The organism is Janthinobacterium sp. UMAB-60, assembly GCF_900095235.1.
In the GTDB taxonomy this organism is placed as follows: Bacteria; Pseudomonadota; Gammaproteobacteria; order Burkholderiales; family Burkholderiaceae_D; genus Janthinobacterium.
This window is the reverse complement of record NZ_LT607483.1, coordinates 90,729-113,201: the sequence shown is the minus strand read 5'-3', so window position 1 is coordinate 113,201 and position 22,473 is coordinate 90,729. Positions and strand designations below refer to the sequence as shown.

Genomic DNA, 22,473 nt, shown 5'->3' with positions numbered 1-22,473 from the left:
ATCCGCTACAGTGGCAGATCAACCACCTGCCCCATGGAGCCCCGCATGCTGAAAATTCTGGGAAAAGCCGCCTCGATCAATGTCCGCAAAGTCCTGTGGACGTGCGAGGAACTCGACCTGCCGTACGAACGCGAAGACTGGGGCAGCGGCTTTCGCGCCACCGACGACCCCGCCTTTCTGGCCCTGAACCCGAACGCCATGGTGCCCGTGCTGGTGGACGGCGACCTGGTGCTGTGGGAATCGAACACGATCTGCCGCTACCTGTGCGCCCAGGCGGGCCGCGACGACTTGCTGCCAAGCACGCCCCGCGCCCGCGCGGAAGTGGAAAAATGGATGGACTGGCAAATGGGCGACCTCAACAACAGCTGGCGCTACGCCTTCATGTCGCTGGTGCGCCACAGCCCCGCGCACCAGGATGCGGCGCAACTGGCGGCCGGCATTGCTGGATGGAACAAGATGATGGGCATCCTTGAACAGCAGCTGCAGCGCACGGGCGCGTTTGTGTGCGGCGAGCAATTCACCGTGGCCGATATCGTGCTGGGCCTGTCCGTCAAGCGCTGGCTGATGGCCCCGATGCAACGCCCCGACTACCCTGCCATCGCTGCCTACCATGCGCGCCTGGAAGATAAAACGGCCGTGTTTGCCGGCTAGCATGAAAAAACGCCAGCATGGAAGCTGGCGTTTTGCTAAATCCGCATGCGGTTAATTGGCGCACTGCTTGGCCACGCCTTCGGCCGGCGCGGGCGGCTCGATCAGCGGCATCAGGCTTGGCGCCAGCGACACGAGCAATTGCACGGGCAAGGCGCTGGTGAAATCGTAGTTCTTCGATTCCGGCCCCCGCACATACGCCGTCATGCTGCCATAGAAGCGCTCGCCGATATTGAACACGAACGTGGCCGAACGGTTCACATAGCGCGACTCGATCAGGCGGCCGCCGGCGCCATACACATCGAAACGCTGGTCGCCCGTGCCCGTCTTGCCGCCCATCGGGATCGGCACGCCGTCGGCGCCGACGAATGCCGTCTTGGCCCGCTTGGCCGTACCGTCCGACACCACTTCGCGGATGGCCTTGGCCACGGCTTTCGCCACGTCCGGCGACAGCACTTGCTCCGCTTCCACTTTGCTGCCCCGCTTGACCATGGTGTCATACGGCGTATTGGCGGCGAAATGCATGGAATCGATGCGCACGCTCGGTTTGCGCACGCCATCGTTGATGATGATGCCCATCAACTCGGCCAGCGCGGCGGGACGGTCGGCCGAGGCGCCCAGGGTCGTCGCATACGACGGCACCAGCGAATCGAACGGGTAGCCCATCTTCTTCCACTGACGGTGGATTTCCAAAAAGCCTTCGACTTCCAGCAAGTTGGCGATACGGCGGTCCTGCGCATGCTTGCGGTGCGTATTGAACAGCCATTTGTAGACTTCCTGGCGTTCCTTCTCGCTGGCCGCCACCATCTGCGACAGGGTGGACCCTTCGTGCTGGCGCAGGTAGGCCACCATCCACAGCTCCAGCGGATGCACATTGGCCAGATAACCGCGGTCGGCCAAGGACCAGTTTTCCATCGCGTACTGCTCGTACAGCTTGGCCACGCGCTCGGACGGCACTTCGTTTTGCGACGGCAAGTTGGCGTTGAGGAAGTCGCCGAATTCCGCCACCGTTCCCTTCGGATTGATGGTGCGGAAGATATTCGCCAGGCGCACGGGCGTCGGACGGATACTGGCCAACAAAATCTTTTCCTGCTCGTCGACGCTCTTGCCGCGGTACTTCTGATAGAAGCGGTGCAGGAATTCGCGCCCTTCCTTGTCGGCAAACCGGCTCAGGTACTGGGCGCGGCGCGGATCGTCCGCATCCGCCAGCAGCGAGGCCGAGGAATCGGGGCGCGAGAACATGTAGTAGCGGGCCACGTCGCGCATCAGGCGCACGAACACCAGGTTGGTCGACTGGCGCAGCGCCTGCTGCACCGTCATGATGCGGCTGTCGTCGAGCTTGGAGAAGTTGCCGAAATGGTGCAAGCCGCCGCCCGTGAAGAAGCCTTCACCCGGGTTGCCCGAATATTTGCGTTCCATGGCAGCGGCCAGCATGGCGGGCAAGTTGCGCGCCTCGCCGAGCGGCAATGGTTTCAGGTAAGCAATCGCCCACTGCGACAGCATGTCCTTCGGATCGACGGCAATCTTGCCCAGCTCGGCGGCGCCCATGCCGCTGTAGCGCTGGTGCAACTGGTCGATGATATCGAGGTAGCTCACCAGCGTACGCAGCTTGGCCGTGGAACCGAGGTCCAGCTTGGCGCCCTCGTTGATATCGAGCGGCTGGTCGAAGTTGTCGGTCTGCACGCGCAGCAAGTTGGCCTTGTCGCCTTTTTGCAGCAGGGTGAAACTGTAGACTACATTGGCGGGATCGCCATTGCCCAGCATGCCCTTGCCCGTCAGGCCGGCCGCTTTCGCCACGGCAGGGTCGCGCAGCTCGCGCAAGACCTTGGTGACGGCGTTTTGCGCCTGCGCGTCGAGCGTGCTGACCACTTTCAGGTCCAGGCGATCGAGGTTGTACAGGCGCGGATCGCCGAGCATGCTGGCCAGGTGGTTGCGCACGGCATTCGAGGCCTTGCGCGTGACGAACGAGGTCGATGCTTCCGATTGCACGCCCGAGGCCGTCGATGGGCGCAGCTTCTCGGCGATGGCCGCATCGCGCAGCTGCGGCGAAATCACGCCCGCCTGCGCCAGCAGGCGCAGATGGCTGTTGGTCAATTCTTCCAGGTCGGCGCCGCCGGCCACCAGATAATGCGAAGGACGCCGTTGCGCGATCAAGAGGCTCAGCGCCTGCTTGTAGGCCAGCGCACTGTCCGGCTGGTCCATTTTCCCCTTGAGCAAAGTCTTCACTTCGGCAAATGGACGGCCATACCAGACCCACATGCCGTCGCCGATGCCGTTGACTTCGCCAAAGCCGCTTTTGGCCGACAGCGGCACGGTATTCAGGTAGTTGACGACGATCTTGCGCCGCGCTTCCATGGTGTTCTCGCCATCCTGGTACGAACGCAGGCTGGCCGAAATCATCTGCAGCAATTTATCCTGCATGGAACTGGTGCGGCCGTCTTCCGAATGGCGGTATTTTTCGATCTGCGTGGCCAAGGTGCTGCCGCCACCGCCACGGTGGCCGCCGAACAGGTTCAGCGCCTTGTCCAGAATCGCCTTGCTCAGGCGGTCCCATTCCACGGCGGGATTGCGCTCGGGCGTGCCCGGGTCGAGCAACTCGCGGTTTTCGATGAATAGCAGGCTTTGCACCAGCGCGGGCGGTGCTTCGGCAAAGCTGTCGAACATGCGCTCGGGATAGCTGGCCGCAAACAGGGGCGCGGCGCGGCAATCGAGGATGGTCAGGCCCGCGCGGTTTTTCTCGTGATACGTGGCAAAGATGCCCCGGTCGACCAGCTCCACCATCTTCGGCGACATGCGCGCCTGCGCCGTGACGGCATAGTCGCGCGCATTGAGCTTGCTGATGAAGTCGGGCAGGCTGGCATAGCCGAGGCGCTCGTCATACGGGCCATGCTGCGGATAGCGGATGGCGCCCGCTGGTGCAGGGCCAGGCTCGACCTTGAACGTCAGTTGGCGGTCCAGGCGCGTGAAAAACTCGGCCTGCAGGGCCGAGGTGCGCACTTCGCGCATGACGAACCACGCCACGCCGGCGATCAGCGCCAGCAGAATAATGGCAAAGATCGGCCAGATGCGCGAACGGCGCTTCTTCGGCGGGCTCGCCGGCGGCGACGCCTCGACAGCTGGTTCAGAGGGGGGCCGCTCTTGCGCGGCCAGGTTGACGCCTGTGTCTTTCATGGGATGCTGGGATAAAGTTGGGTTTGGACGGCGCGGAAAAGGCGGTAGCGATACCGCTCCGCGCGGGATAAGACGAGGGCCGGCAAGGGCCGGTCACAACAAGGCTTGCTTAACATGATGTCCATACCGGTGAATCAAAAAAACACGCTACTGCACAGGCAGGCGACCCCGCATTCGACACGCAAGGCCCCTGTTCACCATTCCACCACATCGGCATGAAAACGACTGACGAGCGCGCACAAAAACCTTGCTTCATTGAAGATTTTCGCAAAAAAACAACGTCTGGGAACGTACGCTTGCGTACATAGATGCAAGGCGGGCGGGACGCCAGCGAAAAAGCCGCCGGCGCCGGGCTGGCAGCATGTCAGATGGTGGTGTATTCCGCCTGCAAGGCATCGAGTGCGGCGCACATGTTCGCAAAGGCGGCCGCCGCCTGCGCGGGTTCGCCCTTGACGCCCAGTTCGATATGCCGGCGCGTCTGCGCATCGCCCACGCTGGGCAGGCTGAATACCTTAATCAGCGGAAACTCTGCCTCCAGGCGCACCATCAGCGGCGTCAGCAGGGACTCGGCCGTTTCATACACGAGCAAGGCATGTTCCGCGTGCGGCACCTGGTTGAACAAATGGCGGTAATGCGTGTCCAGCACCCATTCGATCATGGGCCAGGACATGACGGGAAAGCCCGGCACGAAATAATGTTCGCGCACGGCAAAGCCGGCAATCTTGTTGTACGGATTCGGAATCAGCTCGGCGCCTTCGACAAATTCCGCCATTTTCAGGCGATGCAGGTTTTCCGGCGAGTTCAAATCGGCCGGCACGCCCGCCTCAGCGCCCATTTCCGTGATCCGTTGCTGGATATTGACCTTGCCCTGCGGATGCAGCACCAGCGGCAAGCCCAGCGCATCGGCGGCGGCCTGGCGCGTATGGTCGTCCGGCGTGGCGCCGATGCCGCCAAAGCTGAAAACGATGTCGCCGCTGGCAAAGCTGCGCTTGAGCAAGGCGACCAGGCGGGCCGGTTCGTCGCCCACGTATTCCGCCCAGCTCAGCTGCAAGCCACGCTGCTTGAGCATGCTCACTACTTTCGGGAAATGCTGGTCCGTGCGCTTGCCCGACAGGATTTCGTCGCCGATGATGATCAATCCGATAGCCATGAAGCTCCCTCGTAGAATGCAATAAAAATGGTCAGGCGTCCGCCGGCGCCACGTCGGTCATGCCGCGTACGCCCCGCAAACGCGACAACGCTTCCAGGCAGTAATACTGGAACCACAGACCCGTAAAGATAAAGATCAGTACATACAGCCAGATGGCAAACGCCGCCAGGAAGGGGAAAAAGACGACGGACATCGCGCCGCCCATCCACAGCAGACCCGGCACGGCACCGGCCGTGCCGGAGACCATGCCGATAGCCAGCAGGGGCCAGCGCTGCGTGCGCATGATGGCATGGCGCTCTTCCACGCTGGCATAGTCGGCCATGGCGTCATACGCCATCACGCGGTACGTCAGCCAGCCCCACAGCACCGCTTGCCCCACCAGGGCGGCGGGCGGAAACGCGTACAGCGGCAGCATGAGCACCCAGACGACGATGAACAGCAAAAAGGTAGCCAGGGAAGTGCCGACGCTGCCGAGCAGGCTGCCGCCATGCTTCTTTTCCAGCTGCGGAAAATGCCGCCCGCCAATATGGCGGCCGATGGCCGGCATGGCGAACAGGCCCATGAAAATGAGCGCCGTCAATATCATCAGTGGCAACAGCATGAACATGGCGATCAGCGGCACGATGACGGCTTTCAGCATGCCCAGGCCGAAGGTGGCCAGCACCTGCCCGCTGGTGCGGAAGAAATCATACTGCGTGAACAGCGCATGCAGGCTGTCGATCAGCGGCTGCAAGCCCACATACAGCAGGGCGCCCCACAGGATCAGCGACAGGATGAACGGCGCGACGCTCAACAGCAGTATCTTGCCGTGCAATTGCGACAGGAAAGCACGGCCATACGAATTCAACACATTACGCATCAACGGCGTCCTTTTCGTTTGATTCTTGCAAATTCCACCATGCGACGCAAGCCCAGCCACTGCTGCTGCCAGAAGCCGCGGCCATAGTTGCGCCCGGGCCGGCCCACGCCATTGCTATCGATGCGGGCCAGCTGGTCGCGCACGCCCGTGCGCGCATAGCCGGCCGAGAAATTCGCGGTGCCCAGCAGCATATCCCAAATCGGCAGCACCACGCCGAAGTTGCAACCGCCCATGCTGCCCTTGCCTTTCGACTCGTGCCCCACGCCAATCGCGTGGTGCGTGCGGTGGAAACGGGGCGAGATCAGCAGCCGTTCGCCGATGCGGCCGAAGTGTATCCTCACATTCGCATGCTGCAAGCTTTGCAGAATGCGCGAAATCGACACCAGCAGCACGTACTGGCCCGGCGGCACGCCGATACCGAGCGCCACCAGCGCCATCACCACGTCGCGCAGGAAGTCATCGAGCAAGTGGTTGCGGTCATCGCTCCACAAGTTCATGTTTTGCTGGCTGTGATGCAGGCTGTGCAAGCCCCACCACCAGCCGAAATGGTGCGAAGCCCGATGGTAGCAATAATCGACGAAGTCCAGTATCACAAAATAGATGATAAAACTGAGCAAGGGACTGATGCCGGGCAACAATGATTCCAGGTTCAATGGATGGATATTGTCGAAACGCAAAGCACCGGCCAAGGCATCCATCAGCGGATCGAGCGTGAAGAAGACCAGCACGGAAAACAGGCCAACGCGGTGCAGCACCGTATAAATAAAGTCGTTCCAGCGGGCGCGCGGGTCGGTGATCTTTTGCGCGGGTATCAAGGCTTCGAGCGGGCGCAGCACGAGAAACAGCAGCACCAGTTCGCACAGGCCGATCAGCAGCCACTCCGTGCCCTCGAACGCCTCTTCCGTGAATTCGCCAAAGCCCAGGTGATACACGAGGGGGTTCACCACAGTCTGGAACAGCCAGCCCTGCGCCACGCCAAAGGCGTCGACCACGGCGTCGATGACGGGTGTGACGAGGCTGACGATGTCGGCGACGGTCATGGCTGGCCCTTCTTTTGCGCGTAGGCGGGATGCTCGCGCAGGGTGGCAAAACAGAATCCCTTGTCTTGCAAGCCAGAAATCAAGGCATCGAGGTTGGCGGGCGCCCACGCATCCTTGCGCGACCAGATGCCCATGTGCGAAATGAAAATGTCGCCGCTGCGCAAGTTCGCCAGCGCCTTTTTCAGCAGCATGGCATTCGGATACTTGTCGCTGGGCAGCTCATCGCCCGAGTACCCCGCTGGCGCCCAGCCCGCATGTTGGTAGCCGCAGGCGCTACCGGCCGCCAGGGTGCGCGGCGAGGTGTAGCCACCCGGCGCGCGCCAGAATGGGTCGAGCTTGTGCCCGGTCAGCTCCTGGAAGCGCGTATCAACGCGGCGCAATTCTTCGCAGAACTGTTGATCGGTAAACGACGCCAGCTTGCCGCCATCCTTGCCGAACTGGGGCTTGACCTGGATCAAGCCATTGGCCAGATCCTTCTTCCAGTACACATGGTCAAACGTATGCGTGCCGAACGCATGGCCTTCGGCGACCCTGGCTTTCCAGTACGGCGCCCATGACGGATCGAGCGAATAGTCGCCGCGCGTGGTCTTTTCATTGGCCAGGAAGAAGGTCGCCTTCACATGGCGCTTGTTCAGCACGTCGGCGATCAGTTGCGCTTGCGACTGGCTACCCGTGTCGAAGGTCATGTAGATCGTGCCCTTGCAGGCGGCCGGGGCTGAAGATGCGGCGGGTACAGGTGCGGTAGGTGCGGCCGCTTGCGCGGGCGACAGCATCGTGCTGGCGCACAGCAGCATGGCGGGCACGCCGCCGCTCAGAATAAGACGCTGCATCATCACATGCGCGGCGAGTGGGTGGCAAAATACACGCCGTGGGGCGAGCGGCCCACCGGTATCGTCTTGATCACCTTGCGCGTGGTCAGATCGATCACGGCCACTTTCTTGATCCAGCGCAAGGTTACCCACATGGTCTTGCCATCGGGCGTGATTTCCATGCAGTCCGGTCCACCGGGCACATTGATGGTGCCCACGTTTTCCAGGGTTTGCTGGTCGATGATGTTGATCGTGTTCGACACGCGGTTCGAGACAAACGTCATGCGCTTGTCACCGAGCGCGCGGAAATTATGCGTGCCGGCGCCCGCCTTGATGCGCTTGACGGTCTTTTGTGTGCGCCAGTCGATCACTTCCACGTAATCGCTGCCCATGATGCCGACCAGCAAATGCTTGCCATCGGGCGTCATCGTGATGCCGGCCGGCGCCGGGCCGACAGGCATGGTCCATTTCACCGTCTGCGTGGCCAGGTCGATGGCGCTGACCTGGTTGCTGCCCTGTTGGGTAATGAAAGCCATGGTGCTGTCGGCCGTGAAGGCCATATGGCTGGGCAGCTTCGGCAGCGGGATGCGCTTGGCCAGGGTCAGGGTCTTGCCGTCGTAGCGGTACAGGTCGATACGGTCCAGGCGCAGCGAGTTCGAGATGAACCATTTCTGGTCCGGCGAAAAGCCGATCTGGTACGGATCGAGGATATTGCTGATGCGGCGCTGGATCTGGCCCGACACGGGGTCGAGGAAGATCAGCTCATTGCCCACGGAACTGGCGACGATCAGCGACTTGCCGTCCGGCGTTTCCATCAGGTGATGCGGTTCCTTGCCGACGGCAAAGGTGGACAGGGGAGCATAGGTTTTCTGGTCCAACAGTTGCACCGTAGCATCACGGGAATTGAGCACCACCACCACTTCGGCTTGCGCCGTCGATATTGCGGAAACCAGGCACAGCGAGGAAAAAACAAGGCGGCGTAGACTGCGGAACATGGAAGAAATCACTGTTAAATACAAAACAGGCATTTTACGTGGAACACTGTATTTTTTGTATGAAATCCCCCTTAAATGCGACCGGCAGCCACACATCGTCGTAATTTCCCCTTTTTCCCTGTCCCGCGCCTGGAATGGCGCTTTGCAACTCATTGCTCTACAATCTGAAGCTTTCATCGCCTACACAAGGATTATCATGACCACCACCACTACCGCTTCCGGCCTGCAATACATCGATACCGTCGTCGGCGAAGGCGCTGAAGCGCAAGCCGGCAACAATGTTGTCGTGCATTACACGGGCTGGCTGCAAAACGACGACGGCAGCGCCGGTTCGAAATTTGATTCGAGCAAGGACCGCAACGACCCATTCGAATTCCCGCTGGGCGCAGGCCGCGTCATTCAAGGCTGGGACGAAGGCGTGCAAGGCATGAAAGTGGGCGGCAAGCGCCAACTGATCATCCCGGCAGCACTGGGCTATGGCGCACGCGGCGCCGGCGGCGCGATTCCCCCGAACGCCACCCTGATTTTCGACGTCGAACTGCTGGGCGTATAAGAACGGACTTCGCAGCGCTCAAGCGACTGTCTCTGGCGCCGCCCCTGTTCACTCAGCGGCGGCGCTTTTGTTTTGAGTGTGTCCTCTAATGCACGGCGCGCTTTTTTCACTATGATGTCAGGCACTGCAGCACGCACGGTGGCCACTCCGCCGCGCCTGCCGCACTTTTCCAGCGATTCCATCAGCACACAGGAGCCATCATGAGTTTACAAGAGCAATTCGAACAAGCGCAGCTCGATTCCAAGACCCTGTCCGAGCGTCCGGACAATATGACCTTGTTGAAAATCTACGCCTTGTTCAAGCAAGCCTCGAGCGGCGACGCCACGGGCGAGCGTCCTGGCATGACCGACTTCGTCAACCGCGCCAAGTTCGACGCCTGGGCTGCCCTGGCCGGCACCTCGAAGGAAGAGGCGCAACAGCAGTACATCGACCTGATCGAAGACTTGAAGGATTAAACGCGACCAACGCCTGCTTGACAGAGAAACAGGCCGAAAACGGCTGAAAACTCACAAAAAACCACCAAAACAGGCTGAAAACGCAAAAGTGGCTACCAAATCGGTAGCCACTTTTTTTACGCCGGTATCAGCCGTAAATTACTTTTTCGCTGCCGCCAGCGCTTGCGCGATCCAGCCGTCAAACGTTTGCTGGTGGTACTTGATCCAGCCGGCCGTATGACGCGCGATATCGGCTTGCGTGCTTTCGCCGCGGCGCATGCGCTCGTTCTGCGCATTGATATCGGCCACGGGCAGTTGCATCACCTCGAACAGCTTGGCCGCGGCCGGATTTTTCTCCGCCCACGCCTTGTTGGACACGATGCGCGCTGTGTTGACGGCAAAACCGTAATCGCTGCCATCGTCGAGGCGGGTATTCACCTTGTCGGGATTGGCCGAGAACGGCACTTTCAGCCAGACTACATCCTTGCCCGGCACCAGCACGCCACTGACCCAGTACGGCGTCCACGTGTAGTACAGGATCGGTTCGCCACGCTTGTAGCGGCCCAGGGTGTCGGCGATCAGGGCCGCATAGCTGCCCTGCACGTGCGTCACCGTCTTGCGCAATTTGTACGCATCCATGTGCGTCTCGATCAGCGCTTCGCAGCCCCAGCCCGGATTGCAACCCGTCAAGTCAGCCTTGCCATCGCCATCGTGGTCGAACAGCTTGGCCAGCGTCGGGTCGCGCAACTGGTCGATATTCGTGATGTTGTACTTTTCCGCAGTTGCCTTGTCGATCAGATAACCTTGCGCGGCCGGGCCGGCGTAGTGGCCCGTGCGCAACAGCTTGGCGTCGCCGCCCGCATTGTTATAGAAATCCTTGTGCATCGGGTCCCAGTGCACGGCCATGAAGGTGGCGTCGCCGTTGGCGATGGCGATATGCGCGGTCGGGTACTCCACTTCCTTGATCGGCTGCACTTCGTAGCCGAGCTTTTCCAGGGCCTTGTCCACCAGCATGGTCTGGAAAGTTTCTTCCGCGATCGAGCTTTGCAGCGGCTGTACCTTGACGCCCTTGCCGGGCAGCGCATCGGCTGCCACGGCCGGCGTTTGCGCCATGGCCAGGCTGGTGGTCAGGGCCAGGGCGGCGATCGCCAGGGCGGAAAACAGCTGGAACTTGCGTTGCGATTTTTGCGTCACTTTAAAATTGTCAATTTGATGCATGTGGTTCCTTTATTGTGCGTTGGCCAGCGTTGCTTGCTGTTCAACATTATTTTTCTTCGCATTGCCGCGCACCAGGCGCAGCACGAAACCGGCTGGACCCGTCTGATACCAGTGGCGCACGCCACGGCGCGGCTGACCCATCGCTTGCGTCAAACGGTCGAGGGTGATGGCCAGCAGCACGATGCCCAGGCCACCCACGGTTGCCAGACCCATGTCCAGGCGGCCAATACCGCGCAGCACCATCTGACCCAGGCCACCAACGGCGATCATCGAGGCGATCACGACCATCGACAGCGACAGCATCAGCGACTGGTTGATACCGGCCATGATGGACGGCATGGCCAGCGGAAACTGCACGCGGGTCAGCAACTGCCACGGCGAAGCGCCATATGCACGGGCCGCTTCGATCAGGTCCGGACGCACCTGGCGAATACCCAGGTTGGTCAAACGCACCAGCGGCGGCAAGGCAAAGATGATCGTCACGATCACGCCTGGCGCATTACCGATACCAAACAGCATCACCACCGGCACCAGGTAAACAAAGGCGGGCGTGGTCTGCATGGCGTCCAGCAAGGGGCGCAGGATATTCTGTGCGCGGTCGCTGCTGGCAAGGAAAATGCCCAGCGGCAAGCCGATGGCCAGACAGAACGCCAGCGACGTCAACACCAGCGACAAGGTCGTCATGGCTTCTGGCCAGATGCCCAGCATCGACACGAGCAGCAGCGCCAGCACGGTACCGATGGCCAGCGTGCGGCTGGTAAATTGCCATGCCAGCAAACCGATGATGGCGATCACCGTCAGCGACGGAGCGGCCAGCAGCACGCCTTCCACGCCGGACAATACGCTGTCGATCGGCGCGCGCACGGCCTGGAAGAAGGGGCGGAAATGCGCCACGACCCAGCCCAGGCCCTGGTTGATCCAGCTTTCCAGCGGCAGCGAACCGTCGAAAATCTGTGTCATGTGAAAGCCGGACGCATGTTCCGGCTGCACGGCAGGCGCGGCGGCATCGAGCCACGCGGTGCTGGCGTCGGTGGGCGGCGTCAGCGCCCAGGGATTGATGTGGGCGGCCTGCTCAACAACAGGTTCTACGGTGGAAACGGTGCTTGGGTTCATGCTTGTCCTTTCTGTGGTTGTTCGGCTATGGCTGGCGTATCGCGGTCGAGGAACTTCAGCAAGGTTGTCTTGCTGATGGCGCCGCGGAAGCTGCCGTCATTGGCCACCACAGGGACGGCGTAAGGCAGTTGCGCCACCTGGCCGAACAGGCCGGCGACTGGCTCATCTGCGTTGATGGTCTGCACGTCAGGCAGATAGGCATGCGCCAGGCCCAGCGGGCCCACATGGCCGTCGAGCGCACTGCGCAGCGAATCGACCGAGACGACGCCGAGGAACTTGCGCTGCGGATTGACAATGTACGCAAACGCGCGATCCTGCTCTTCCAGCATCGACAGCGCGGCGCGCGAGCCGCGGCTCGGCGATTCCGACACCACGATCTGGCTCTTGCGGGCAATATCGCTGGCCTTGAAGACGGCCGCCGCATCGACGCCGCGCACGAAGTTGCGCACATAATCGTTGGCAGGTTTACGCAAGATTTCTTCCGGCGTGCCCACTTGCACCACATGGCCGTCTTTCATGATGGCAACGCGGTCGCCGATACGCATGGCTTCGTCGAGGTCATGCGAAATGAAGACGATGGTGCGGCGCTTGATTTGCTGCAAGCGCAGCAGTTCCGATTGCATTTCCGTACGGATAATCGGATCGAGCGCGGAAAACGCTTCATCCATCAGCAAAATCGATGGATCGCAAGCCAGCGCACGGGCCAGGCCCACGCGCTGCTGCATGCCGCCCGACAATTCGTCGGGATAGCTGGCGCCGTAGCCGTCCAGGCCCACTTGCTCCAAAGCTTGCTGGGCCAGCGCATGGCGCTCGGCCTTGGGCATGCCGGCCAGTTCCATGCCGAAGGCAGTGTTGTCGAGCACGGTAATTTGCGGCAGCAGCGCGAACGACTGGAACACCATGCTGATGTCCTTGCGGCGCAGGGCACGCAGTTGGGCGTCCGGCAAGGTGTTGATGTCGTTGCCGTCGATCAGGATGCGGCCGGCGGTCGGCTCGATCAGGCGGTTCAGCATGCGCACCAGGGTCGACTTGCCCGAACCGGACAGGCCCATGATGACGAAGATCTCGCCCGCTTCGATGGTAAAGGTGGCGTCGAAGACGCCGATGGTGCAGTCGGTCTTGGCCAGGATATCCTGCTTGCTGGCGCCCTTGCGGACGAGTTCAAGTGCTTCTTCTGGCTTGTCGCCGAACACTTTGAACACATGGTCGATAATGATTTGTTTTGCCACGATGTGGTTCTCCCTCGATTTGACGAATGGAATGAAACCCAGCAAGCTGCTAGCTTGCGGCGGGAATCAACAAACCCTGTTGCGTCGGCTACGCCACGGCGCAAAAAGCGCACGGGAGCGACAGTAAACAGGGGGTGACACGCGTGTGACCAGCGGATGGCCAAAGCCGATGCCGGGGTGCCGTGTGCGTGCTAAAAGAGGCTGTGGTTCAGGACTTTTAACAACGCTAGCGCCATGCAAATACATGGCACCAAATGTATTTGACCGAAAAAATCGACCAAGCTACTTTTAACTGGATGCGGGTGTAAAACCCGAAGAATTATTCACCACTCAGCGAGCGGAGAGTACTGCGAAGCAGAAGGTGAAACGCGGTGTAGCTGTTGTAAATATGACTCAAGTATAACGCAAAAAGACACCAAAGTCCAATGGCTTTCCAAATAGAAATGTGATAGCAATGTTCGCCAGCGTACAGTCAGACGTAAAAAAGGCGAAAAGAGACGTGTTGGCATCGTCTTTTCGCCCATCGCTGCGACACGCTTCCTAGCACCAAACAGGGCGCCAGACAAGCGGGTGAAACGCCATCAAACTGCTTCGGTAAACACCTTGCGCATCTTCTCGGCAATCTTGCCTTCGATGGTGGAAGCAAAGGCGCTGAGCATGAAGCCCAGCTTGATTTGCAGTTGCGCCTGCTCTTTTTCCAGGGTCAGCGAACCATCGACGCCGCTGCGCTCGAAGCGCAGTACATCGCCATCCCAGGCGCACGCCAGGTCATATTCCTGGGCCAGCTTGTCGGCCACTTGCTGCGCCGCTTCGCGCGCCTTTGCTGCTGTCAGCTTATGTTGCTGAACTATATTTATATCCGCCATCAAACGATCCTTTTATTATAAAAACGGGGGCCATACGGCCAGCATCATACCAGCCGCCATGCGGCAGGCGCAGCCGCAGCGGGCACTGGCCTGGCAAAAAAACGCCCGCCGTCCCGCATCTCGTTTGCGCGGGATCAAACCGGACACGCCGAAGCGGGACGACTATTCCAGTTCCAGCTGCGCGTATCTTGGAGAGCTACCATGGACCAGAAAGTCATCGTGCCGGTCGAAGCCGTGCTGACCAAATGCGTGTCCCTGCCCGTCGGCTATGTCCCTACCCCCTCGGCGCCGTACCGCCAGCACCGCAAGAATGCGCAACTGACCTTGCAGCCAGGCCCGCCCCGCCTGAGCGAGGCAACGACCCGCAACCTGGCCGCCGTGCCCGTCGGTTCGCGCGTGCTGATCTGGAAGCAAGACCCGTCCGTCAGCGACCTGGGCACGCGCAAAGCCTTTTTGCCCGGCCTGATCCTGCAAGGCCCGCGCGACGCGCGCATCACGTTTGGCGAACCGGGCATCGCGCAGGTCAGCCCGAACGCCTTCGGCGACTTCATCGTCTCGCCCAACACAGACCAGTTCGATGCCGTGCACACCTTTGCCATCGTGCGCATGACGCTCACCATGTACCAGCGCGCGCTTTCCAGCAACGACACGGCGCCGCCCCTGCCCTGGCAATGGAATAGCGCCAGCAATACGGCGCCCCTGCGCGTGTTTCCGCACGGTTTGCCCAATGTCATGAACGCGTACTACAGCCGCAGCGACAAGGCACTCAAGTTCGGCGACTTCATCCCCAGCGGCGCCACCGAGCGCGTCTACACCTGCCGCTCGCTCGACATCGTCTCGCATGAAACGGGGCACGCCGTGCTCGATGGTCTGAAACCGAATTGGCTGCTCAGCAACAATCCACCGCAAACGGGCGGCTTGCACGAATCGTTCGGCGACCTGACCGCCATCTTCCTGGCCCTGTCGCAGCTGGACCAGGTGGAAGCGGTGATCGCCCAGACGAAATCCGACCTGCACGACAAAACCTTCCTGGCCGACCTGGCGGAACAGTTCGGCCTGGCCCTGGGCCGGCCAAACGGCTTGCGCAATGCCGACAACGACATCAAATTATCGGAAGCGGGCACGGAGGTACACGCCATCTCGCAAGTGTTTACGGGCGCCATCTACGACATCCTGGCCGACATCTTTGCCCACGAACGCCAGCCCCAGCTGGAAGACGACGCGGCCGTGCTGCACCGCTGCGGCGACTACCTGCGCAGCCTGGTTCTGCGCGCCCTGGTGGCATCGCCCGAGCAAGCCGCCACGTATGCCGACGTGGCCGGCCACATGCTGACGATCGCCGAGGCCGATGGCAACGGCGCCTACCTGGACTTCATCCGCAACAGCTTTACCGTGCGCGAAGTGCTCAAGGCCAATGCCATGACAGAAGATGGCCAGATGGGCTTTGCCCCAGATGTTGTCGACGACGACAACGCCGTGCAAGACAGGCGCGCCTGCTGCGGTACCATGAACCATGCGGAATACAGCGAATCGGACCAGTTGCTCGAAGCGGAGCGCGAAGCGCTGGCCGCCTGGTGCCGCAACTACGGCTCGCGGTAACAAGCAGCACCAGCATGCCCGCTTCAGGCCAGCCGCGCCAGCGGCAGACCATGGCGCGTTCCCCACCACCATTCACAGCAAGGAGCAGCATGAAAATTTCAGCCCGCAGCAGCGGCGGCTTTGCCGGCCTGAGCGAACAGTATGAGATCGATACGCAAGCCCATCCGGCCGGCCCCGGGCTGGAAGCGGCACTGGCCAGCAGCGGCTTTTTCACGCATCAGCAAGCCACGGGGGAACAGCTGGGCGCCGACATCCCCCGCTGGCAGATCACCGTCGACGCGCCCACCGCGCGCCGCACCATCACGTTTGCCGAGGATGGCAGTGCTGAAAATGTACGTTGGCAACAGTTGCTGACGCAAATACGTGCCAGCGCCTGATTTTTCTGGCATGTATTTTGGTCGATCTTGATTTGAGTAAAACAAAAACACCACACGGCAAGTCAGCACGCCGCCCGCACTGCACTCTGCCGCATCGGGCGACTGTCGCTTTCTTGCCGCGTTCGTCATGGCAACGTCCCGGATAGTCGCTGAATTGCACTCTCTGCGCGGCAACGGCAACGCGAAAAAATGAATTTGCTTATATGTATTGTATATAAGCGGGATTTGTGAGAAATAGCGAATTGCCTTAAAATACAATGCTTTGCTTTAGTATGCGCCGCCGAGGTTCCTGCAGGCGCTACAGCACCTCCCCCAAAATTGATAGGACTGTTATGACCCACGTTGTCACCGAATCCTGCATCGCCTGTCGCTACACCGACTGCGTCGATGTCTGCCCGGTAGATTGTTTCCGGGAAGGCCCGAACTTCCTGGCGATCGATCCGGACGAATGTATTGACTGCGCCGTCTGCGTGGCAGAGTGCCCGGTGAACGCGATTTTCGCGGAAGAAGACGTGCCGGGCGACCAGCAAGCCTTCATCAAGATCAACGTCGATCTGGCCCGCAACTGGCCTTCGATCACCAAGACGAAGGCTGCCTTGCCGGAAGCCGAGCAATACAAGGACGTCAAGGACAAGCTCGACATGCTGGTGCGCTAAGCGCACGGCAGTTGCGGCGGACATTCCTGCGGAAATATTCCTTCCCGCAGGGGCGTAGCGGCAAATAAATGTACAAAAAGCAGCGGAAACGCTGCTTTTTTTACTTTTAAAACATCGTTGCAGGTCTATCCACGCAAGTGTGGCGCGTTGTCACATCATTGCGCAAACTGTGGACCTATGCGTGGTAAAGCACATTTTGTCCTCAACAAATATCGTAAAATTGGATTATGATATTTGAGCCGATATTGGCGCTTGGAATTAAACAAGGACTCTATATGCTTTACCAACTGCACGAACTGCAACGCTCTTTCCTCACCCCGGTGATGCAATGGGCAGACATGTCCTCCAAGTTATTTACCAACCCGGTTTCCCCACTGGCCCACACTCCGTTTTCGCAACGCATCGCAGCCGGCTACGAGCTGATGTACCGCCTTGGCAAAGACTACGAAAAACCGCAATTCGACATCAAATCCGTGCTCGTCCAGGGCGAGAGCGTCGACATCCGCGAACACGTTGTCGTGACAAAACCGTTTTGCCGCCTGATTCACTTCAAAAAAGAAGCCACTGGCTTGCAACAGCCTAAAGTTTTGCTGGTTGCCCCCCTGTCCGGTCACCACTCGACCCTGCTGCGCGATACCGTGCGCGGCTTGCTGGCCGAGCACGATGTCTACATCACCGACTGGACGGACGCGCGCATGGTACCGCTGACGGAAGGCCCGTTCCACCTGGACGACTACATTTATTATGTGCAAGAGTTCATCCGCCTGCTGGCGCCCGACCTGCACGTGATTTCCGTCTGTCAACCGACCGTGCCTGTGCTGGCCGCCATCTCGCTGATGGCGACGGCCAAAGATCCGCACATGCCGAAAACCATGACCATGATGGGCGGCCCCATCGACCCGCGCCGCTCGCCCACGCAAGTGAACAATCTGGCGACGGAAAAGAAGTTCTCGTGGTTTGAAAACACCGTGATCTACGCGGTGCCGCCGAACTACCCTGGCTTTGGCCGCAAGGTGTATCCGGGCTTCCTGCAGCACGCCGGTTTCATCGCCATGAACCCGGGCCGCCACGCACAAAGCCACCGCGAGTTCTACATGCACCTGGTGACAGGCGATGACGAGCCGGCGGAAGGCCATCGCCAGTTCTACAACGAGTACAACGCCGTGCTGGACATGCCGGCCGAGTACTACCTGGAAACCATCAAAACGGTCTTCCAGGAATTCAGCCTGCCGATGGGCACCTGGAAAGTGGGCGGCCAGCTGGTGCGTCCGCAAGACATCACGAACGTGGCGCTGTTTACCGTAGAAGGCGAACTGGACGACATTTCCGGCGCCGGCCAGACGCAGGCGGCGCATGATTTGTGTTCCGGCATCCCTGCCGAGATGCAGCAAGACTTCGTGGCGCCGAAATGCGGCCATTACGGCATCTTCTCGGGCCGCCGCTGGCGCGAGATCATTTGCCCGAAAATCGGTGAATTCATCCAAAAACACGGCTGATACACGGCATATCCATCGAAACGCCACGCCAGTTCACACTGGCGTGGCGTTTTTTTATGCCCAGCTCATGCGCGCGACGTTTCGATTTTCACTGTCGGGCGCGTATTGACAAAGATCTGCTCGACTCGCGGCTCGCCCGGCCCCGGCTTCTTCATCGCGTAGCCGTTCACGGGCTGCGAACGGTTCACCCACAGCGCGTAATACAGATGGTCGGCACGGGGATCTTCCGTATTCGGGTGGATCAATATCGTCAGGCCCAGGCTGTTGAGCTGCAGCCATGGCACGATCACAGGCAATAAATCATTGGTAAAGCCGAAATAGAACGACGGCGTCACGTGCGGGCCGCGCGGCTCCAGGTTCCAGTCGCCCAGCTCGATCTGGAAGCGCTCGGCCGCCCACTTGCGTATCAGCGCCGCCTTCTGGTAACTGTCTTCATCAAAATAGATATGCGCGTGATAACTCTCGATATCCGTGTAGGCGCGCGGCTTGCCCGGCAAGGTTTCCTCGCCGGGCCGCACGCTGACGGGGCGCGGCGTGGGCGCCGTATCCGTATGCTCGCCCCACGGACTTTTGCCGGGCGCAGCTGGTTTTACTTGTTTCGCGCGTTTGACGGCGCCATCCTGCGCCAGCGCCGAAGCAGCCAGGCCCGAAGCGGCCAGCGCCGCCACCAGGCCGCCGCCGCGCAAGACCGTGCGGCGTTGCGGAGAGAGGAGATTGGCCCATTCCAGATCGATGGCCGCGTGTTGATTGTGGTCAGACATAGGATTTCCTGTTCTTGATGATAAGTATGAAGAGAAGGCGGCTCAAAATTGAACTGTGGCACGGGCGTAGTAATAGCCACCCAGAACGCCCAATGGTCCCGAGTTGTCGTACGCGCCCGTGTATTGGGCCAGATTCGACGCGCTGCGCGCTTCGCGCGGCACCTGGTTCGGTTTCTGGTCGAAGACATTGTTGGCGCCCACCGTCACGTTGATGCGCTTGCTGACGTCATAGCCGATGCTCAGGTCCGTGACGAAGGCGGCTTTCAGCTGGTAATCACCGCCCGTGATGGCGTTCAGGCGCTTGAGCTTGCCGTAGCGCGTCTCACGCACGTTGAAAGTCCAACCCGCCCTTTCATACGCCAGCGTGACGATTTCCTTGTCGCGCGGTGCCCGGTACAGCAAGTCGTACTCGGCCGATTTGCTCAGGGTGCCGATATTCGGCAAGCCTTGCAGCACGGTGGGAAGTTCTGCCTTGCCCGCCAGGCTCGTATGGTTGAAATTCGCCGCCGCCGTCCAGCGCAGCTTGCCGTCGGCCACGCGCAGCACATCTTCCGCCGTGAAATCGATGCCGCGCGTGCGCGTGTCGCCCACGTTGGCAAAGTAATGCGCGACGAGGCCATTGCCCACCGTCAAGCCCGCCGAACGCAGCAGGTTTTCAATGATGGTCGCTTGCGCCGCCGTCAACGGCCGGCCGCTGCCGTCGAACGCCACGCCCGAGCTGCGGTCGATGCCGATGTTCGACGACACGCCCAGGCGGTCGCTGACCTTGATTTGATACGCATCAACGGCCAGGCGCAGGGTGGACGTAGGATTGAAGGTCAGCCCGGCCGACAGGTTCGTCGATTTTTCCGGTTTCAACGCTTGCGCGCCCAGCGCCCGCGCGGCAACGGAATTGGGCTGCGCCAGGGTGTAGGGCACGCCCGCATGATCAGACGTGTTCGAATACGATTGCGTCACCAGGCTGGGGGCGTGAAAACCGTTGCTGACGGTGCCACGCACGGCCACGGCGGGCGTGACGTCATAGCGGGCGGACAAACGGCCCGTCGTCTTGCTGCCGAAATCGGAATATTTCTCGGCACGTAAGGCCGTGTCGAGCAGCCATTCCGGCGTCAGTTTGGCACCCAGGCCGATATACGCCGCATAGCTGTGGCGCGCCGTGTCGGACGCATCGACGGGTAAATAACCGGCCAGCGCCGACGAACCGCTGCCCTGCCAGGAAGCGGGTTCGCCCGGGCTGCGCTGCTGCGTTTCATGCGAATACTCGAGGCCGACGCTGAGGTCGGCCAGTTCGCTCAATCCCAGTGGCACGGAGCGACGCGCGTCCGCATTTGTCGTCGAACGGCTGTAGCGCTGGTTGCCAATATCAAAATCGGTCTTGCCACCCGGATAAGCCAGCGAGTAGTTGGCCGAGTGCTCCACGCCCACGTCGATATCGTCGCGGCCGTAGGTGCTGCTGACATCCCAGCTCCAGCCCGCCGTCTCGCCCTTGATGCCGCCCGTCAAGGAAAAGTCGTTTTCGCTCGTCGTTTCATACGGCGTGAAGCCGTCGGGATACACGGACAGCAAGCCCTTGTTGTTATTGAAAATGGTATTGGGCAGGCGGAAATTCTGCGCCGAGCGGGCATTGCGGTGGGCATACGTGCCGAAGCCGTACAGTTGCACCTCGTTCGACACGTCATAGCCGAGGTTGGCGCTGAGCGAGGCGGTCGTGCTTTGCGGCACGCCCGTATTGCGCCAGGGATTGCTGTTGCGCTTCGCTTCGGCCGGGTTCGGCGAGGCACCGGCCGGCAAGCTGTTGTTCGGTCCCAATTTGACCAGCTGGCCATCGCTGTTGCGCACGGCCGGATACGACAAATAGCCGGGATTCAGGCCGAAATTGCGCACGGCGATGCCCTGGCGCTGGACTTCGGCGCCGAAGTGGGCAAAGCCGTGTTCGCCCAGGCGCGTGCCGCCATCGATGCGCGCGGAGCCGTTCGTGCCGTCGCCTTCGTAGGTGGAACCGAGCTGCGAGCTGAAGCTGCCCTTGTCATCGGATTTCAGGATGATGTTGATGACGCCGGCGATGGCGTCCGAGCCGTAGATGGCCGAGGCGCCATCGCGCAGGATTTCCACGCGGGCAATGGCCCCCGTGGGGATCAGGGCCAGGTCGGTGGCGACGGAACCGGGAAAGCCATCCTCATTGACGATGGCCGTCGTATGGCGGCGCTTGCCATTCACCAGCACCAGTGTATGCGACGGGTCGAGGTTGCGCAGCTGGCCCGCGCGCACGATGCTGCCCAGATCGGGCTGCACGCGGGCCGGCAAGTTAAACGATGGCAAGGCCGTGTCTAGCGCATCGAGCAGGTTCAACTTGCCCGTGGCTTGCAATTGCTGCGCGCTGATCACGTCGATCGGCGCGGCGCTGTTGGCCACGGTGCGGCCCGTGCCGCGCGCGCCCGTGACGATGACAGCGTCGAGCGCGCCAGCGCCATCCAGGGCGGCTTGCGCATGCGCCACGCCGGGCGCTGCCAGCGCCAGCACGGCCACCGAGACGGCGTGCGCCAGTTGCCGCAGGCGTGGTGCGGGGTAGTGCTTGTGCATCAGTTCCAGCATACGAAAACATCCTTTCAAAGTCGTCAACACAGTGGTTGCAGACTAAAGGATGGACAAACAAACAAGAACGAATGGTTTCGTATTTAGATATTTCGTTTTGGCAACGAACAACAGTGGCGCGACAGCTCAGGGATTCGCTGGAGCCGTCGCCAGGCTCTGGTCGAGCCGCTTCCAGTAATCGCGTTCCAGCCTGGCCGTGTCGATATCGCGCGCCGCCTCGTTGAAGCGCTTTTGCTGCACCGCGCCGTCTGCGGTGCGCTGAAAGCACACGTGCACGGGGCGCTCCTTGAAGACGGTATCGATGATGGCGATGCGCTCACGTTCGGCCTTGCTGAAGTTGCGCCCCATCAGCAAGTGCTGCAGCACGTGGCGCTCGATGACGATCACGCGGTAGCGCTTGATGAACAGTTTCTTCAGATTCGTCGCGTCGTTCAAGCCCTCTTCCGTCTTCAGTTCGCCACGCGCCACCATGCCATCGAACTGCTCGCCATTCGAGTAGCCGGCCACGGTGCCGATGCGCAGCTGGCCCAGTTCGGCCAGGGTGGTACCGGGCACGCCATCTTCTTTCAGATACGCGAGCACGCCTTGCGTATTGCCAACTGGAACAGAAAAGTGGCAGAGTTTTTCCCGTTCGGGCGTGCGCCAGACGGCCAGAAACCCGGCGTAGCGGGGACTGGCCAGGCCGAACTGCATGGCGCGCTTCCAGGGAAAATATTCATACCTGACTGTATAGCCGAGACGCTCGAAGACGGCGCTGACCATGGCGCCCGACATGCCATCGGCAGGCAAACTATGGGAAATGAAGGGCGGCCAGTCTTCCGCCGCGAAACGGACGATGCGCGAACTGGCAGCGCCCGGCGCCGCCATGGGAGATCCTGCCTGCCCGTGCGCAAGGGCAAGCGCAGAG

The 22,473-nt window shown here is 60.9% G+C and carries 20 protein-coding genes; 7 read left to right on the top strand and 13 right to left on the bottom strand.

Annotation, left to right across the window (positions count from 1 at the left end; genetic code table 11):
• The first annotated feature begins 45 nt into the window (after positions 1–45).
• A complete protein-coding gene (locus K0F86_RS03860; RefSeq protein WP_219133044.1) occupies positions 46–651 on the top strand; it encodes a glutathione S-transferase family protein in 606 nt (201 codons plus the stop codon).
• Positions 652–702: 51 nt separating this feature from the next.
• Here the strand turns inward: K0F86_RS03860 and K0F86_RS03855 are convergent, their stop codons facing one another.
• The 6 genes from K0F86_RS03855 to K0F86_RS03830 form a co-directional block, all read right to left on the bottom strand.
• On the bottom strand, positions 703–3,819 hold the full coding sequence (locus tag K0F86_RS03855) for a transglycosylase domain-containing protein (protein WP_219133043.1): 3,117 nt from the start codon (positions 3,817–3,819) through the stop codon (positions 703–705).
• Positions 3,820–4,183: 364 nt separating this feature from the next.
• Complete coding sequence (locus K0F86_RS03850) at positions 4,184–4,969, bottom strand: molybdopterin-binding protein (protein ID WP_219133042.1); 786 nt, start codon at positions 4,967–4,969, stop codon at positions 4,184–4,186.
• Positions 4,970–5,000: 31 nt separating this feature from the next.
• Entirely contained in the window at positions 5,001–5,828 is an 828-nt protein-coding gene (locus K0F86_RS03845) for an EI24 domain-containing protein (RefSeq protein WP_219133041.1), read from the bottom strand.
• Entirely contained in the window at positions 5,828–6,868 is a 1,041-nt protein-coding gene (locus K0F86_RS03840; RefSeq protein WP_219133040.1) for a sterol desaturase family protein, read from the bottom strand. The genes K0F86_RS03845 and K0F86_RS03840 overlap by 1 nt, the downstream gene beginning before the upstream one ends.
• Positions 6,865–7,701, bottom strand: coding sequence for a polysaccharide deacetylase family protein (locus tag K0F86_RS03835; RefSeq protein WP_257571975.1), 837 nt, complete (start codon positions 7,699–7,701; stop codon positions 6,865–6,867). Before K0F86_RS03835 ends, K0F86_RS03840 begins: the two co-directional genes overlap by 4 nt.
• A complete protein-coding gene (locus tag K0F86_RS03830; protein WP_219133039.1) occupies positions 7,701–8,672 on the bottom strand; it encodes a cytochrome D1 domain-containing protein in 972 nt (323 codons plus the stop codon). The genes K0F86_RS03835 and K0F86_RS03830 overlap by 1 nt, the downstream gene beginning before the upstream one ends.
• A gap of 196 nt (positions 8,673–8,868) precedes the next feature.
• On the opposite strand from K0F86_RS03830, the gene K0F86_RS03825 reads away from it, so the two are divergent.
• Both K0F86_RS03825 and K0F86_RS03820 read left to right on the top strand, forming a co-directional pair.
• Positions 8,869–9,225 (top strand): FKBP-type peptidyl-prolyl cis-trans isomerase, encoded by a 357-nt coding sequence (locus K0F86_RS03825; RefSeq protein WP_010395194.1) that lies wholly within the window; start codon positions 8,869–8,871, stop codon positions 9,223–9,225.
• 200 nt (positions 9,226–9,425) lie between these two features.
• Positions 9,426–9,680 carry an acyl-CoA-binding protein gene (locus K0F86_RS03820; RefSeq protein WP_034782468.1) on the top strand — a complete coding sequence of 85 codons (255 nt, stop codon included), beginning with the start codon at positions 9,426–9,428 and terminating at the stop codon, positions 9,678–9,680.
• 138 nt (positions 9,681–9,818) lie between these two features.
• Here the strand turns inward: K0F86_RS03820 and proX are convergent, their stop codons facing one another.
• The 4 genes from proX to K0F86_RS03800 form a co-directional block, all read right to left on the bottom strand.
• Positions 9,819–10,877 (bottom strand): glycine betaine/L-proline ABC transporter substrate-binding protein ProX, encoded by a 1,059-nt coding sequence (gene proX, locus K0F86_RS03815; protein ID WP_219133038.1) that lies wholly within the window; start codon positions 10,875–10,877, stop codon positions 9,819–9,821.
• 9 nt (positions 10,878–10,886) lie between these two features.
• The gene (gene proW, locus K0F86_RS03810; RefSeq protein WP_219133037.1) at positions 10,887–11,990 is read right to left on the bottom strand and encodes a glycine betaine/L-proline ABC transporter permease ProW; all 1,104 of its coding nucleotides are present in this window, start codon (positions 11,988–11,990) and stop codon (positions 10,887–10,889) included.
• The gene (gene proV, locus K0F86_RS03805; RefSeq protein ID WP_219133036.1) at positions 11,987–13,219 is read right to left on the bottom strand and encodes a glycine betaine/L-proline ABC transporter ATP-binding protein ProV; all 1,233 of its coding nucleotides are present in this window, start codon (positions 13,217–13,219) and stop codon (positions 11,987–11,989) included. Before proV ends, proW begins: the two co-directional genes overlap by 4 nt.
• A 581-nt stretch (positions 13,220–13,800) precedes the next feature.
• Positions 13,801–14,085 carry a polyhydroxyalkanoic acid system family protein gene (locus K0F86_RS03800; protein ID WP_070219270.1) on the bottom strand — a complete coding sequence of 95 codons (285 nt, stop codon included), beginning with the start codon at positions 14,083–14,085 and terminating at the stop codon, positions 13,801–13,803.
• Positions 14,086–14,286: 201 nt separating this feature from the next.
• Between K0F86_RS03800 and K0F86_RS03795 the strand changes: the two genes are divergently transcribed.
• From K0F86_RS03795 to K0F86_RS03780, 4 genes are all read left to right on the top strand, one after another.
• On the top strand, positions 14,287–15,684 hold the full coding sequence (locus K0F86_RS03795; protein WP_219133035.1) for a hypothetical protein: 1,398 nt from the start codon (positions 14,287–14,289) through the stop codon (positions 15,682–15,684).
• Between the two features lie 89 nt (positions 15,685–15,773).
• On the top strand, positions 15,774–16,061 hold the full coding sequence (locus tag K0F86_RS03790) for a protealysin inhibitor emfourin (protein WP_219133034.1): 288 nt from the start codon (positions 15,774–15,776) through the stop codon (positions 16,059–16,061).
• A 332-nt stretch (positions 16,062–16,393) separates the two neighbouring features.
• On the top strand, positions 16,394–16,717 hold the full coding sequence (fdxA, locus tag K0F86_RS03785; RefSeq protein WP_010395176.1) for a ferredoxin FdxA: 324 nt from the start codon (positions 16,394–16,396) through the stop codon (positions 16,715–16,717).
• 275 nt (positions 16,718–16,992) lie between these two features.
• A complete protein-coding gene (locus tag K0F86_RS03780; RefSeq protein WP_035825103.1) occupies positions 16,993–18,213 on the top strand; it encodes a polyhydroxyalkanoate depolymerase in 1,221 nt (406 codons plus the stop codon).
• Between the two features lie 65 nt (positions 18,214–18,278).
• Here the strand turns inward: K0F86_RS03780 and K0F86_RS03775 are convergent, their stop codons facing one another.
• From K0F86_RS03775 to K0F86_RS03765, 3 genes are all read right to left on the bottom strand, one after another.
• Positions 18,279–18,974 carry a DOPA 4,5-dioxygenase family protein gene (locus tag K0F86_RS03775; protein ID WP_219133033.1) on the bottom strand — a complete coding sequence of 232 codons (696 nt, stop codon included), beginning with the start codon at positions 18,972–18,974 and terminating at the stop codon, positions 18,279–18,281.
• Between the two features lie 42 nt (positions 18,975–19,016).
• Entirely contained in the window at positions 19,017–21,566 is a 2,550-nt protein-coding gene (locus K0F86_RS03770) for a TonB-dependent siderophore receptor (RefSeq protein WP_219133032.1), read from the bottom strand.
• Positions 21,567–21,692: 126 nt separating this feature from the next.
• Entirely contained in the window at positions 21,693–22,433 is a 741-nt protein-coding gene (locus K0F86_RS03765) for an ABC transporter substrate-binding protein (RefSeq protein WP_219133031.1), read from the bottom strand.
• Positions 22,434–22,473 lie beyond the last annotated feature (40 nt).